Annotated in this window: 12 protein-coding genes; 6 read left to right on the top strand and 6 right to left on the bottom strand. The window is 64.8% G+C overall.

Annotation, left to right across the window (positions count from 1 at the left end; translation table 11 throughout):
- Positions 1-87: 87 nt before the first annotated feature.
- Both BRSPCE3_RS03640 and BRSPCE3_RS03635 read right to left on the bottom strand, forming a co-directional pair.
- Positions 88-540 carry a cupin domain-containing protein gene (locus tag BRSPCE3_RS03640; protein WP_244064947.1) on the bottom strand — a complete coding sequence of 151 codons (453 nt, stop codon included), beginning with the start codon at positions 538-540 and terminating at the stop codon, positions 88-90.
- An 80-nt stretch (positions 541-620) separates the two neighbouring features.
- Entirely contained in the window at positions 621-1,787 is a 1,167-nt protein-coding gene (locus BRSPCE3_RS03635) for an ABC transporter substrate-binding protein (protein ID WP_244064295.1), read from the bottom strand.
- Between the two features lie 290 nt (positions 1,788-2,077).
- Between BRSPCE3_RS03635 and BRSPCE3_RS03630 the strand changes: the two genes are divergently transcribed.
- From BRSPCE3_RS03630 to BRSPCE3_RS03620, 3 genes are all read left to right on the top strand, one after another.
- On the top strand, positions 2,078-2,572 hold the full coding sequence (locus BRSPCE3_RS03630; protein ID WP_097670770.1) for a MarR family winged helix-turn-helix transcriptional regulator: 495 nt from the start codon (positions 2,078-2,080) through the stop codon (positions 2,570-2,572).
- A 3-nt stretch (positions 2,573-2,575) separates the two neighbouring features.
- Complete coding sequence (locus BRSPCE3_RS03625; RefSeq protein ID WP_244064294.1) at positions 2,576-3,391, top strand: alpha/beta hydrolase; 816 nt, start codon at positions 2,576-2,578, stop codon at positions 3,389-3,391.
- A gap of 174 nt (positions 3,392-3,565) precedes the next feature.
- Positions 3,566-5,209, top strand: a complete 1,644-nt coding sequence (locus tag BRSPCE3_RS03620; protein WP_244064293.1) for a benzoate-CoA ligase family protein — start codon at positions 3,566-3,568, stop codon at positions 5,207-5,209.
- Between the two features lie 35 nt (positions 5,210-5,244).
- On the opposite strand, the gene BRSPCE3_RS03615 is transcribed toward BRSPCE3_RS03620, so the two are convergent.
- Both BRSPCE3_RS03615 and BRSPCE3_RS03610 read right to left on the bottom strand, forming a co-directional pair.
- Complete coding sequence (locus BRSPCE3_RS03615; RefSeq protein ID WP_375709854.1) at positions 5,245-6,852, bottom strand: DHA2 family efflux MFS transporter permease subunit; 1,608 nt, start codon at positions 6,850-6,852, stop codon at positions 5,245-5,247.
- Positions 6,853-6,860: 8 nt separating this feature from the next.
- A complete protein-coding gene (locus tag BRSPCE3_RS03610) occupies positions 6,861-8,048 on the bottom strand; it encodes an HlyD family secretion protein (RefSeq protein ID WP_244064292.1) in 1,188 nt (395 codons plus the stop codon).
- Between the two features lie 163 nt (positions 8,049-8,211).
- On the opposite strand from BRSPCE3_RS03610, the gene BRSPCE3_RS03605 reads away from it, so the two are divergent.
- Both BRSPCE3_RS03605 and BRSPCE3_RS03600 read left to right on the top strand, forming a co-directional pair.
- Positions 8,212-8,922 carry a TetR/AcrR family transcriptional regulator gene (locus BRSPCE3_RS03605; protein WP_244064291.1) on the top strand — a complete coding sequence of 237 codons (711 nt, stop codon included), beginning with the start codon at positions 8,212-8,214 and terminating at the stop codon, positions 8,920-8,922.
- Positions 8,922-9,344: a hypothetical protein gene (locus BRSPCE3_RS03600; protein WP_244064290.1), complete on the top strand. Its 423-nt coding sequence runs from the start codon at positions 8,922-8,924 to the stop codon at positions 9,342-9,344. The genes BRSPCE3_RS03605 and BRSPCE3_RS03600 overlap by 1 nt, the downstream gene beginning before the upstream one ends.
- Before the next feature lie 21 nt (positions 9,345-9,365).
- On the opposite strand, the gene BRSPCE3_RS03595 is transcribed toward BRSPCE3_RS03600, so the two are convergent.
- Both BRSPCE3_RS03595 and BRSPCE3_RS03590 read right to left on the bottom strand, forming a co-directional pair.
- Positions 9,366-11,060 carry an ATP-binding protein gene (locus tag BRSPCE3_RS03595; RefSeq protein ID WP_244064289.1) on the bottom strand — a complete coding sequence of 565 codons (1,695 nt, stop codon included), beginning with the start codon at positions 11,058-11,060 and terminating at the stop codon, positions 9,366-9,368.
- 147 nt (positions 11,061-11,207) lie between these two features.
- Positions 11,208-12,134, bottom strand: coding sequence for a LysR family transcriptional regulator (locus BRSPCE3_RS03590; RefSeq protein WP_244064288.1), 927 nt, complete (start codon positions 12,132-12,134; stop codon positions 11,208-11,210).
- Between the two features lie 166 nt (positions 12,135-12,300).
- On the opposite strand from BRSPCE3_RS03590, the gene BRSPCE3_RS03585 reads away from it, so the two are divergent.
- Complete coding sequence (locus BRSPCE3_RS03585; RefSeq protein WP_244064945.1) at positions 12,301-13,320, top strand: class 1 fructose-bisphosphatase; 1,020 nt, start codon at positions 12,301-12,303, stop codon at positions 13,318-13,320.
- The last annotated feature ends 3 nt before the right edge of the window (positions 13,321-13,323 follow it).

Below are 13,323 nucleotides of genomic sequence, written 5' to 3'. Positions count from 1 at the left end.
GGGTCGAGGGCCACGAGCCGGGCCGTGCATCCTTCGAGACGCCGCTTCGCGGCTCCTCAGGATGACGGAGAGAAGCCGGCGCGTAACTTACGCCGGAGGCGGCGGCAGGAAGTGGATGTTGTGCTCGGCGGCGAGCCGCACCACGTCCTCCGGGTTCTGCTCCTTCATGTTGTGGATCGCCCAGAACAGGTCGTAGAGCCGGCGGGTCGGCGACACCCAGAACAACGTCTTGGCCGGCTGCTGCGACTTGTTGAAGATGCCGTGCGGCTTGCCCGCCGGCAGGCGCACAAGATCGCCTGGCGTGGCTGACTCATCGGCCCCGTCGAGCATGAAGTCGAGCTTGCCCTCGAGGATGTAGAGATACTCGTCCTGGTCGGGATGGATGTGCGGCGGCACGAAGGTGCCCGGCGGGAAGGTGGCGTGCCAGGAGAACGAATGCTCGGAACGGCTCTTCGGCACGTAGGTCTGGCCGAGGATGCTCCAGGAAATGCCCTGGATGCCCTCATTGGCGCGGGTGATGCCGGCGATCTCGTCTTTCATCGTCATGTTTCCTCATCTTCATTTGACGCGTTTTCTTCACGCGAACCGGTGTCCACTTCGCTTGAAAACGCCATGAATGCTTACTTGGCCGCGCAGTCCTTGGCGTAGCGGTCGCCATAGTTCGAAAATACCTTTTCGACGATCTCGGTCTGGAATTTGCCGTCGGGCCGCTTCGCGACCTTGGTGAGGTAGAAATCCTGGATCGGATAGCCGTTGTTGTTGAACTTGAAGTTACCGCGCAGCGAGGTGAAGTCGGCCTTCTTCAGCGCCGCCGCGACCGCGTCCTTGTTGGAGAGATCACCCTTCACCGCCCTGACCGCGCTGTCGATCAGAAGCGCCGCGTCATAGGCCTGCATGGCGTAGGTGCCGGGCACGCCATTGTAGGCCGCCTCATAGGCCGCGACGAACTTCTTGCTCTGGGGATTGTCCAGGTTGGGCGCCCAATTGGCGCCGCCGAACATGCCGACCGCGGCGTCCTGCTGTGCGGGCAGGGTGGATTCGTCGACGGTGAAGGCGGACAGCACCGGCACGGTGGCGCCGGCCTGCTTGTACTGCTTCACCAGGTTCACGCCCATGCCGCCCGGCATGAAGGTGAACAGCGCGTCCGGCTTCTGCGCAGCGATCTTGGAGAGCTCGGGCTGGAAATCCAGCGTGTTCAGCGGCGTGTAGGATTCCTCTGATATTTCGCCCTTGTAGTCGAGCTTGAAGCCGGCGACGGAGTCGCGGCCGGCCTGATAGTTCGGCACCAGCAGGTAGACGCGCTTGTAGCCGCGGTCCTGCGCCACCTTGCCGAGGATCTCGTGCACCTGATCGTTCTGGTACGACGTCACATAGAAGAACGGGTTGCACTCCTTGCCGGCGTAGCTGGAGGGGCCGGCATTCGGGCTGATCAGGAAGGTCTTGCTCTCTGTGACCGGGCGGTGGATCGCGAGCAGGATGTTGGAGAAGATCGGGCCGACCACGAAATCGACCTTGTCGCGCTCGAGCAGGCCACGCACCTTGACCACGGCGGCGTCGGGCTTCAACTCGTCGTCGGCGTTGACGATCTCGACATCGCGGCCGGCCATCTTGCCGCCGAGGTCCTTGATCGCGAGCGCAAAGCCGTCGCGGACCTGCTGGCCAAGCGCAGCGGCCGGGCCCGAGGTCGTCACCAGCACGCCGATCTTGATCTTGTCTTGCGCATTCGCCGGAGTGACCGCGATACCCAGCAGCGCCGCCAATCCCGCAAGTTTCGTCAACTGCTTCATATCTCTCCCCCAACCTTGCTCTTGTGCTCAGGCTTCAGCCCGTTTGGCCTCAGCTTAGTCTGACGCGTGCAACCGCTGCAAGCGATGTGGCATCGCGTCAGGCGATCGTCGCGCACCATGCAGGCGCGGCACATGCAAGCGCCGCGCCAATTGCTTGAAGTTTAAAGAAATTGCAGTTTAACCCGGCGTATCGGGTCGGATTCGCAATTGTCCTTGCGGCGCGCCGCGAATTGTTTGAAGCTCAAAGTAATTGGTCCGACCGGAACCCGCCGCGGAGGCACGATCGCCGCATGAACCTCGATTCCGAAACCAAAGCCGTCGAACTGCCCGACGATCACGGCACCGAGCTCCGGCTGTGGCTGCGCCTCTTGACCTGCACCACCCTGATCGAAGGCGAGGTACGCAGCCAATTGCGTGAGAAGTTCGACGTCACGCTGCCGCGCTTCGACTTGATGGCTCAGCTCGACAAGGTGTCCGACGGCATGACGCTGTCGGACCTGTCGAAGCGGATGATGGTGTCGAATGGCAACGTCACCGGGCTGGTCGAGCGCCTGGTGGAGTCGGGCCATCTCGACCGTCGCACCTCGGAGACCGACCGCCGCGTGCAGTTCATCCGGCTGACCAAGCTCGGCCGCGCCGAATTCCGCAAGATGGCGGCCGAGCACGAGAAATGGATCGCCGATATCTTCGGCGACCTCTCGCCGAAGGATATCCGCGAACTGATGCGGCTGCTCGCCAAGGCCAAGGGCTCGGCGCAGCGCTCCGCCAAGGCGAGGACAGCTTAGGCCGTGAGCGAGATCGATTACGAGGTCGAATACAACAACCGCGCGCGGGTGCCGGAAAACCCGGCGCTGATGGCCGGCTGGGCGCGGGACTCCGCGGCCTATCGCGAGCAGCATCCGCCGCGGCGGCTGAGCTATGGTCCCGGCAGCCGCAACGTCATCGATCTGTTCGAGGGCGACCGCGGCGGGCCGCTCGTGGTCTTCATCCACGGCGGTTATTGGCAGGCGCTGGATGGTTCGTCGTCGAGCCATTGCGCGCGCGGGCTCAATGGACACGGTATCAGCGTCGCGGTGCCGAGCTACGATCTCTGCCCTCATGTCTCGATCAGCGACATCATCAGCGAGATGCGAGCGGCGTGCCGCGAGCTGGCAAAGCTGGGCCGGCCGCTGGTCGTGTCGGGACACTCCGCCGGCGGACATCTTGCCGCATGCATGCTCGCGACCGATTGGCCGGTCTATGATGCGGCGCTGCCGAACAATCTGGTCAGGGCTGCTTACGCGATCTCCGGCCTGTTCGAGCTCGAACCGCTGGTCGGCACCTCCATCAACAAGGCGCTTGGCCTCGATCGCGACGCAGCAAGGGCGGCGAGCCCGCTGCTCTGGAAAGCGCCCGCTGGCGCGACGCTCGATGCGGTGGTTGGCGGCGCCGAGAGCGCCGAATATCACCGGCAGAGCCGGACCATCGCCGATGTCTGGGGCAGCGCGGGCGTGGCGACGCGGTTCGGCACGGTGCCCGATGCCAATCATTTCACCGCGATCGCACCGCTCGCCGATCCGGAGTCGGCCATGGTCGCCCGGTTGAAGCAGCTCACACAGATCTGAGATTCCAGGGTCCGCAGCCATTCTCCACCCTTGCACCAAATTATTTTAAGTATAAAATGATTGGCGACTGGAACGCTGCCGGGCGTCCTTGTTCTTCTCGACGTTGGTCTTTTCGAAATTGGTCTTTTCGAAATTGGTCTTGGCCTTTCTGGATGGAAAGCGAGGGGCAATCGAATGTCAGGTGAATTTCTCGAGCTCGGCCCCTCTGGGCATATTGACGATTTCGCGCGGCGCAACCTGCCGCCGTCAGCGCAGTGGCCGCAGCTGCTGCTCGACCAGCCGGAGTTTCAATATCCGGATTATCTCAACGCCGCGGTCGAATTGACCGATCGCATCGTCGAGCGGGGGATGGGAGATCGGATCGCGCTGATCGGCAACGGTCGCCAGCGCACCTACAAGGAATTGACCGACTGGTCGAACCGTCTCGCGCATGCGCTGGTGGAGAATTACGGCGTCAAGCCCGGCAATCGCGTCCTGATCCGCTCCGGCAACAATCCGGCGCTGGTCGCGGCCTGGCTCGCGGCGACCAAGGCTGGCGCCGTCGTCGTCAACACGATGCCGATGCTGCGCGCCGGCGAACTGGCCAAGATCGTCGACAAGGCCGAGATTGCGCTGGCGCTGACCGACAGCCGCATCGCGGACGAACTGGTGGCCTGCGCCAAGACCAGCAAATTCCTCAAGCAGGTCGTCAATTTCGACGGCACGCAAAACCACGACGCCGAGCTCGACCGGATCGCGCTGAACAAGCCGGTCAAGTTCGATGCGGTGAAGACCGGCCGTGACGACGTCGCGCTGCTCGGCTTCACGTCGGGAACCACGGGCGAACCCAAGGCGACGATGCATTTCCATCGCGATCTCCTGATCGTCGCGGACGGCTACGCCAGGGAGGTGCTCAAGGTGACGCCGGACGACGTGTTCGTCGGCTCGCCGCCGCTCGCGTTCACGTTCGGCCTCGGGGGACTGGCGATCTTTCCGCTGCGCTTCGGCGCCACCGCGACGCTGCTCGAGAACGCGGCGCCGAGCGAGATGATCCGGATCATCGAGACCTACAAGGCGACGATCTGCTTCACCGCGCCGACCGCCTATCGCGCGATGATGGCGGCAATGGACAAGGGTGCCGATCTGTCGTCGCTGCGTCTCGCGGTCTCGGCCGGCGAGACGCTGCCGGCGCCGGTGTTCGAGAGCTGGACCAAAAAGACCGGCAAGCCGATCCTCGACGGCATCGGCAGCACGGAGCTGCTGCATATCTTCATCACCAACCGCGCCGGCAGCGCCGTCGCCGGCACCACCGGTACGCCCGTCTCGGGCTATCACGCCAAGATCGTCGACGAAGACATGAACGAGCTGCCGGCAGGCCAGGTCGGCAAGCTGGCGGTTCGCGGTCCGACCGGCTGCCGCTATCTCGCCGACGCCAGGCAGACCAAATATGTTCGCGATGGCTGGAACATCACCGGCGATGCCTTCGTCAGCGACGAGAACGGCCGGCTGTCGTTCGTGGCGCGCGCCGACGACATGATCATCTCGGCGGGCTACAACATCGCCGGTCCCGAAGTCGAGGCCGCGCTACTCGGGCATCCCGATGTCGCGGAGTGTGCGGTGATCGGCGCGCCCGATGAGGAGCGGGGACAGATCGTCTCCGCGTTCATCGTCCTGAAACAGGGCGCGCGCAGCGACGATGTCGAGGTCAAGCTGTTGCAGGATCACGTCAAGGCGACGATCGCGCCGTACAAATATCCTCGCGCGATCGCCTTTGTCGAGGCGTTGCCGAAGACCCAGACCGGAAAGATCCAGCGCTTCAAGCTGCGCGAGGCGAGCTAGGGGCAGGGCGGCAGCCGTGGCCGCCGCCCCCGCGTTCAATGCGCGCCGGCGCCGCCTGCCGCGCTCTTCGGCTTGCCGGTCAGAACGATCGCGATCGCGGCGAGCACCAGTACGACGCCGATCACCGCGAAGGCGTCACTAAAGCCGAGCACCAATGCCTGACGCTTCACGATGTTGCCGATCGCCACGATCGCCTGGCTGTGTGCGGTGGCGGGGTCCGAGATGCCGTGGCTGAGGAAGTAGTTGGTGACCTCGGCGATCCGGGTGCGTACCTCGTCGCGGCCGAGATGAACGGACTGGCCGATGATGTTGGAGTGGAACTGCTCGCGCTTGGTGACGATGGTCGAGAGCAGCGCGGTGCCGATCGCGCCGCCGAGATTGCGCATCATGTTGGAGATACCGGAGGCCGCCGGCGCATCCTGCGGCGCGACGCTGCCGAGGCTGATGGCGGACAGCGGCGCCAGCGTGATCGCCTGGCCGACAGCGCGAACGATGTTCGGATAGAAGAACTGGTCGCCGGAATAGTCGAGCGACATCTGGATGTTCATGAAGGACGAGACAGCGAACAGCGCCATGCCGGTGAACGCGATCAGGCGGGCATCGAAACGCTGCATCAGCTTCGGCACCAGCGGGATCAGGATCAGCTGCGGCAGACCGGTCCAGGCCAGCACCTGGCCGATCTGCTCGGCATTGTAGCGCTGCACCTGGCCGAGATAGGCGGGCAGCAGATAGACCGAGCCGAACAGGGCGAAGCCGACGAACACCGCCGAGATCGTGCCGAAGCCGAAGCTGCGCTGGGTCAGGAGCCGCAGCCGGAGCAGCGGCTTCTCGACGACAAGCTCGATCCAGATGAACAGGGTCAGGCTGACGGCTGCGATCACCGCGAGCTTGACGATGAAGGGCGAGCCGAACCAGTCGTCCTTGTTGCCTTCCTCCAGCACCGCCTGCAGCGACGACAGGCCGATCGCCATCGTGGCGATGCCGAGCCAATCACCCTCGCGCAGCAGATGGAGCTGCATCGGCTGGCGTTCCAGCGTGAAATAGAGGGTGGCGACCATGACAGCGGTCGGAATCACGTTGACGAAGAAGATGGTCTGCCAGCCGTAATTCTCGGTGAGGTAGCCGCCGATGGTCGGGCCGATCGCCGGCGCGAAGGTCACGGCAAGCGCGAACATCGCCAGCCCGATCGGCTGTTGCACCTTCGGCAGCTTGGTGAACACCAGTGTGAAGGCCATCGGGATCAGCACGCCGCCAAAGAAGCCCTGCAGGCCGCGCATCGCGATCATCGAGGGCAGATCGTGGGTGAAGGCACAGGCGACCGAGAAGGCAGCGAACAGCGTGGCGAAGGTGATGATGATCTTGCGGAACGAGAACACCCGGCTGAGGTAGTCGGTGAGCGGGATCACCACGATCTCGCCGATCAGATAGGACGTCGAGATCCAGGAGCCGTTGTCGACGCCGGTTCCGATGCCGCCCTCGATGTTGAGCAGCGAAGCATTGGTGATCTGGATGTTGAGGATCGCCATGAAGGCGCCGATCATGGCCGCCAGGATCGAGATCCAGACGGTCACACTGGCGCGATTGGGATCCACGGTGGCGGCGGGGGAAGCCGCGGCGGGGGAGGAGAGCGCGAGATCGGACATGACATCACCTATTTGAATGAGGCGACAGCAAGCTTGGGAGAGGTGCTGGAGCGCGGCGTTTCACCGGCAGGATGCGACAGCGTCGCGATGGAGGGGATCACCGACATGCCCGGCCGCAGGTCGACATTGGTTGCGTCGAGCACGATCTTGACCGGGATGCGCTGCACCACCTTGGTGAAGTTGCCGGTGGCGTTATCAGGCGGCAGCAGCGCGAATTCCTGGCCGCTCGCCGGCGCGAGGCTGTCGACATGGCCGCGTACGAGCTGACCGGGGAACATGTCGACCTCGATCTCGACCGGCTGGCCCTTGCGGACATTGGTGAGCTGCGTCTCCTTGAAGTTCGCGATCACATAGGCGCCGGTGGCCGGCACCAGCGACATCAACTGCGTGCCGGCCTGGACGTACTGGCCGGTGCGCAGCGTGCGGTTGCCGACAACGCCGTCGATTGGCGCGGTGATGGTGGTGTAGCTGAGATTGAGCTCGGCCTGGTGTTGCAGGGCAGTGGCCCGTCCCAACGCCGCAATCGCCTGGGCGATCTCGGCCTTGAGCAGTTCCACCTGGCGCTCGGCGGAGGCGAGGTTTGCGGTGTCGCGAACGATAGCGGCCTGCGCGCTGGCGTAGCGCGACTGCGCCTGCTGCGCGTTCTGCACGCTGCCAAAGCCGGTGCCGGCGAGGTCGGTGTAACGCTTGTTCTCCTGCTCGGCAAAAGTCTGCGTCGCAGTATCTACCGCAAGCGTCGCGCGCGCCGCCTCGATCACCGAGTGCTGCACATCGAGCTGGGCACGTTTGCTGGTGATCGCGGCTTCGGCGGCAGTGACGTCGGCCTTGGCCTGATCCAGCGCGACCTTGAAATCGCGCTCGTCGATCCGCGCCAGGATCTGGCCGGCGCGCACCTGCTCATTGTCGCCGACCAGCACCGCGCTGAGATAGCCCGAAACCTTCGGCGCAATGGTGGTGTTGTCGGCCTTGACGTAGGCGTCGTCGGTCGAGACCTGGAAGCGGCCGACCGTCCAGTAGTCCCAGCCGTACCAGGCCCCGCCCGCGAGGACGGCGAGGGCCGCGCCGGTCAGCAGCAGGCGGCGCAGCTTGCCCTTGGTGGCGGCCGGCTTGGCCGTTTCCGGGGTGGCGATCAATTGCTTGGCGGTCTCGGCCGGAACCTGGCTTTCGGCCTTGAAAGACGTTTCATGCTGGCTCATGGCAGATGCTCCTGATCCGTTTATCCGTTTATCCCTCTGGAAAAGCTTGCCAATTCCGGCTCGTCTCCGGGGATTAATTAGGAAACTTGATGTTTTCCAAAATAGAGCCCATATTGGGACCGTCAATAGAATGACAGTCATCATCTAAAAGCATGGCTCGCGGATGAACCGGAACGACAGAGACCAGACAGGGCAAAGCCCGCAGGCGCCGGAGCGGCGCGGCCGCGGACGGCCGCAGCTGCGTTCCGACGACGAGACGCGCGCGCTGATCTATGAGGCGGCGCGGCGTGAGTTCTCGGAGCGCGGCTTTGCGGCGGCCAGCATCGCCGATGTGGCCTGCCGCGCCGGCGTTTCCACCAAGACGCTCTATCGTCTGATCCCGACCAAGCTGGCACTGTTCGAAGGCATGGTGACCGACCGGGTCGAACGGTTCGTGTCGATCGTGAATCTCGGCGCCTGCGATGGCCGCAATGTCGCGGCCGCGCTGGAGGCTGCGCTGCTGACCTGCGCCGAACTGATTCTCGATCCCGAAGTCATTGCGCTGCAACGGATCATCCTGGCCGAGAGCGACAAATTCCCCGACATTGCCGAGACGTTCTACGAGAAGGCCATGCAGCGCTCGATCGCCGCGCTGACCAATTGGCTGGGCGTCCAGCAGCGGCGAGGGCGTATCGTGCTCGACGACACCGAAGTCGCAGCAGGCATGCTGCTCGGCATGCTCGTGTTCAAGCCGCAACGCGACGTCATGTTCGGGCACAAGCCCGCGCCACTGCACAGCGAGATGGAAGCGCGCGCCAGGGCCTGCGCGGCGCTGTTCCTGTCCGGATGCGCCGTGCCGGCCGGCCAGGCCGGCAACCAGAGTGGAGACGCGTGATGCCGGAGCCGGCCGCGACCTATAGCGTCGAAGCGCAGATCTCGCGCGACGATGCGGCCAAATGCCAGGATGTGCTGACGCACTGGATGGCGGCGCTCAATCGCCATGACGCGTCTGCGATGGACGAACTGATGCACTTCCCGCATGTCCGAATCGCCGGCGGCGCGGTCACGGTCTATCCGCAGAGCGGCAACAATCCGATGGACCTGTTCGAGCGGCTGCGCAAGCAGGACGGCTGGCATCACAGCGCCTGGAACGAAACGAAGCTCGTGCAGTCCTCGCCGGCGAAGGCGCACTATGCCGTCCGCTACACGCGCTACCGCGAGGACGGCTCGGTCATCGGGGTCTACGATTCGCTTTATGTGCTGAGCCTGCTCGGCGGCGCCTGGAAGATCCAGAGCCGCTCGAGCTTCGGTCCCTGAGCAAGGCGCGCTAGAAGCGCGTTACTTGGCGGCGGCCGTCATGGGAGGCTGGGTCAGCACCTGCCGGATCATCCGCGCGAGATCGGCCTTGCGGTAGGGCTTTGGCAGCAGTGTCACATCGGGGTCGAGACGGCCGTGATGGATGATCGCGTCCTCGGTATAGCCCGACGTGAAGAGCACGCGCACCGACGGCAGCTTGGCGATCACGGCATCGGCCACCTGCCGGCCATTCATGCCGCCGGACATGATGACGTCGGTGAACAGCACGTCGCAGACGAAACCCTTCTCGACCGCAGCCAAGGCTTCGGGTCCGTTGGCGGTGACCATGGTGTGGTAGCCAAGCTGCTCGAGCTGCGCGCTGACGTAATTGCGGACCAGCGGATCGTCCTCGACGACCAGGATGGATTCATGGCCGCCGCGCAGGTCGACCGGAGGCGGCGGCTCGACCTCGACCATGTCGCCCATGCTGCGCGGCAGATAGAGCTTGATCGAGGTGCCGTGGCCCTCTTCGGAATAGATCTTGAGATGCCCGTCGGACTGTTTGATGAAGCCGTACACCATGCTGAGCCCGAGGCCGGTGCCCTTGCCGGTGTCCTTGGTGGTGAAGAACGGCTCGAACACCTTGTCGCGGATCGCCGCCGGGATGCCGCCGCCGGTGTCGCTGACCGCGACCATCACATATTCACCCGCCCGCACATCGAGGTTGGCGGCGGCATAGACCTCGTCGAGGATGACGTTGCTGGTCTCCAGCATCAGCTTGCCGCCGTCGGGCATCGCATCGCGGGCATTGAGGGCGAGATTGAGCAGCGCGGTCGACATGTGGTTGGGGTCGATGAAGGCCGGCCACGCGTCGGCTTCGAGCGCGGTATCGATCTCGATCTGCTCGCCGAGCGAAGGGCGCAGCAGCCGCGCGGTGTCCTGCACCAGCGTGTTGAGGTTGGCTTCACGCGGTTGTAGCGGCTGCTGCCGCGAGAACGCCAGCAGATGCTTGGTCACTTCGGCACCGCGGAACGCGGCGTCGCTGATCATTTTCGTCACCGACGACAGTGCGGCGTCGTGCTCGACGGCCTCGGCGAGGATGTCGATCAGGCCGGTGATGACGGTCAGGATATTGTTGAAGTCGTGGGCGATGCCGCCGGTGAGGTGCCCGACGGCCTCCATCTTCTGCACCTGGCGCAGCTTCTGCTCGGCTTCGAGCTGCTCGCGGGCCGCTTCGACCTCGCGGGCGCGCATGAATATCTCGGCTTCCATCTGCTCGGTGCGCTCGCGCAGCCGGTCGGTCAGCTCGTCCTGCTCGGCGCCGCGCTGCTTCAGCTGAATGAAGCTGGTGACGTCCTCGACCCGATGGATGATGTAGGTGAACTGTCCGCTCGGCCCGAACACCGGCGTATTGCGCGGGCTCCAGTAGCGCTCCTCGAAGCCGCCGCCCTCCGACTCCGGCTTGCGGATGTCGTATTTCTGCACCGTCATGGTGTCGGGGCGGCGGAACTGGACCACGCGCTCGAGCGAGGCGCGCAGGTTCCGCACCCCGTCGGCGGCCGGATCGTCCGGATTGTCGGGAAACACCTCGAACAGCCCGCGTCCAAGGATCGCGGCGCGCTCGGTCTTGGTGGCACGCAGATAGGCGTCGCTCACTGCCACGATGCGGAAGTCGGGCTGGGTCAGCACCAGATAGAGGCCGGGCGCCGCCTCGAATAACGCCTTGAAGTCAGGCATCGGCGGGGACGGGTTTTGCAGTGCATCCTCCCTCGAAGGGATACGGTCCGCAAGCTGACCGCGATCAAGATGTGGCATGCGTTTGTCGGAACTGCAATGCTTAACATACGGTAGCCGCTTGATTTTTCGCGTCGCGGCGATGTGCCGCTAGTGCGGATTCGGCAGATAGCGCCAGCCTTCCTTGCCGAGGAAGTCCAGCATCGCCTGCGCCGGCGGCAGCAGGATCTTGTCGATCCGCCGGATCGCGTGCCACTGCCGGACGATCGGCAGGCCCTTCACCTTGAGCACCACCAGACGGCCGTCCTCGAGCTCATGGAACACGGTGTGCTGGGAGATGAAGGCGATGCCGAGTCCGGCCATCACCGCCTGCTTGATGGTCTCGTTGCTGTCCATCGCCATGCCGAGCTTCGGCTCCAGTCCGACCCGCTCGAAATATTGCTGCATCAGCATCCGCGTGCCTGATCCCTGCTCGCGGGTAATGAAGGTTTCATTGGCGAGCTCCGACGGCGAGACGTGACGCCGCCGTGCCAGCCGATGGTCGGGCGCGGCGATGATGAAGTGCGGATGCCGGCCGAGCGGCTTCATCTCGACCTCGACATCGGCCGGCGGCCGGCCCATCACCGCGATGTCGAGATCGTAGCCGCGCAGCGCATCGCGGATTTCCTCGCGGTTGCCGATCCGCAGCGTGACTTCGATCTTGGGAAACCGGCGCGAGAACGCCGCGATCGCAAACGGCACGAAGTATTTCGCGGTCGAGACCGCGCCCATCGCGACGCGGCCGCCGCTGCGGCCGGCGATCATGTCGAGCGATTGCTCGCAATCCTTCAGCGCAGCCTCGATCCGCTCGACCAGCGTCAGCACATGGGCGCCGGCATCGGTCAGCGCCATGCCGTCGCCGGTGCGCTGGATCAGCGGCAATCCCGCCAGCGCCTGCAGGTTGCGGAGCTGCAGCGTCACCGCCGGCTGCGTCAGGTTCAAGCGGTTGGCCGCCGAGGTGATCGAGCCGGCCTCGTGCAAGGTCGACAGCGCGCGCAGCTGGCGGATGGTGAGATCCCGCGAGAAGGTGCCGGCCATGACAAGCTCCATAAGAAATACTTTGCCCAGACCAAAGATAATAAAATTTCCCTAATTGGGCAATTCGCGCGTTGATACGGCCAGGGCGACTCCCTGAGGTCGCCTCTCGAAGCCTCGGGACAGTGGGCGCGATCATAGGGAGAGGCCGGTGGAGATTCGTCCTGCATTGCATGCCCATCTGGAGTGGCCGACGCAGCACAACCCGCTGCGCGCCGCGACGGTCGTGGTGATTGAAGCCCTTGCCGGTGCCGCGATCGAGCTGTCGCGCATCATCGCCGCCGGGCCGCTCGCCGGCATCGGCGGCGAGAGCGGCGGGGTCAATCCCGACGGCGATCGCCAGAAGACCATCGACATCGTCGCCGATACCCTGATGCGCGACGCACTGCGCACCGCGCCGGTTGCGGCAGTGTTGTCGGAGGAGGTCGAGCTGCCGGAGACGCTGAATGGCGATGCGCCGCTCTGCGTCGCGATCGATCCGCTCGACGGATCCGCCAATCTCGAGAACAACATCTCGATCGGCACGATCTTCTCGATCCGGCCGAAGGGCAACGACATCCTCTCGACCTTCTTCGAGCCCGGCACCGCGCAATGTGCCGCCGGCTGCTTCATCTACGGTCCGCAGACCGTGCTGGTGCTGGCGCTCGACCAGTGCGTCGACTGCTTCACGCTGGACCCGCGAACCGGTGAGTTCGTCCTGACCGCGCGCGAGTTGCGGGTGCCGCAGGACGCGTCCGAATTCGCCATCAACGCCTCGAACCGGCGGCACTGGAGCGGCCCGGTGCGCAACTACATCGATGAATGCCTTGCCGGGGTGAACGGCGAGCGCGGGCAGGACTTCAACATGCGCTGGATCGGCTCGCTGGTGGCGGAGGCCTACCGCATCCTGATGCGCGGCGGCGTGTTCCTGTATCCGGCGGATGCGCGCCAGGGTTACCGCGAAGGCCGGCTGCGCCTGCTGTATGAGGCGCATCCGATCGCGCTGATCATGGAGTGGGCGGGCGGTGCCGCGTCCAGCGGCCGGTCGCGCATCCTCGAACTCTCGGCACGCACGCCGCATCAGCGCGTGCCGCTGATCATGGGATCGGCGCGCGCCGTGCGCGACGTCGATGCGATCCACCTGACCGTCGAGCCGTTGTTCGAGAGCAGCGATGCCCCGCTGTTCGCGCGGCGCGGCCTGTTCCGCTGAAGG

Origin of the sequence: Bradyrhizobium sp. Ce-3, assembly GCF_022835695.1 — a bacterium.
Lineage (GTDB): Bacteria > Pseudomonadota > Alphaproteobacteria > Rhizobiales > Xanthobacteraceae > Bradyrhizobium.
This window is presented reverse-complemented; position numbering and strand designations above follow the sequence as displayed.

What these genes read in the sequence shown, in the direction of transcription:
- BRSPCE3_RS03615 (WP_375709854.1), bottom strand. Translation starts at nt 6,852, where the DNA reads ATGTCCGATCTCGCGCTCTCCTCCCCCGCCGCGGCTTCCCCCGCCGCC.
- BRSPCE3_RS03595 (WP_244064289.1), bottom strand. Translation starts at nt 11,060, where the DNA reads ATGCCTGACTTCAAGGCGTTATTCGAGGCGGCGCCCGGCCTCTATCTG.
- BRSPCE3_RS03610 (WP_244064292.1), bottom strand. Translation starts at nt 8,048, where the DNA reads ATGAGCCAGCATGAAACGTCTTTCAAGGCCGAAAGCCAGGTTCCGGCC.
- BRSPCE3_RS03620 (WP_244064293.1), top strand. Translation starts at nt 3,566, where the DNA reads ATGTCAGGTGAATTTCTCGAGCTCGGCCCCTCTGGGCATATTGACGAT.
- BRSPCE3_RS03630 (WP_097670770.1), top strand. Translation starts at nt 2,078, where the DNA reads ATGAACCTCGATTCCGAAACCAAAGCCGTCGAACTGCCCGACGATCAC.
- BRSPCE3_RS03600 (WP_244064290.1), top strand. Translation starts at nt 8,922, where the DNA reads ATGCCGGAGCCGGCCGCGACCTATAGCGTCGAAGCGCAGATCTCGCGC.
- BRSPCE3_RS03605 (WP_244064291.1), top strand. Translation starts at nt 8,212, where the DNA reads ATGAACCGGAACGACAGAGACCAGACAGGGCAAAGCCCGCAGGCGCCG.
- BRSPCE3_RS03635 (WP_244064295.1), bottom strand. Translation starts at nt 1,787, where the DNA reads ATGAAGCAGTTGACGAAACTTGCGGGATTGGCGGCGCTGCTGGGTATC.
- BRSPCE3_RS03640 (WP_244064947.1), bottom strand. Translation starts at nt 540, where the DNA reads ATGAAAGACGAGATCGCCGGCATCACCCGCGCCAATGAGGGCATCCAG.
- BRSPCE3_RS03590 (WP_244064288.1), bottom strand. Translation starts at nt 12,134, where the DNA reads ATGGCCGGCACCTTCTCGCGGGATCTCACCATCCGCCAGCTGCGCGCG.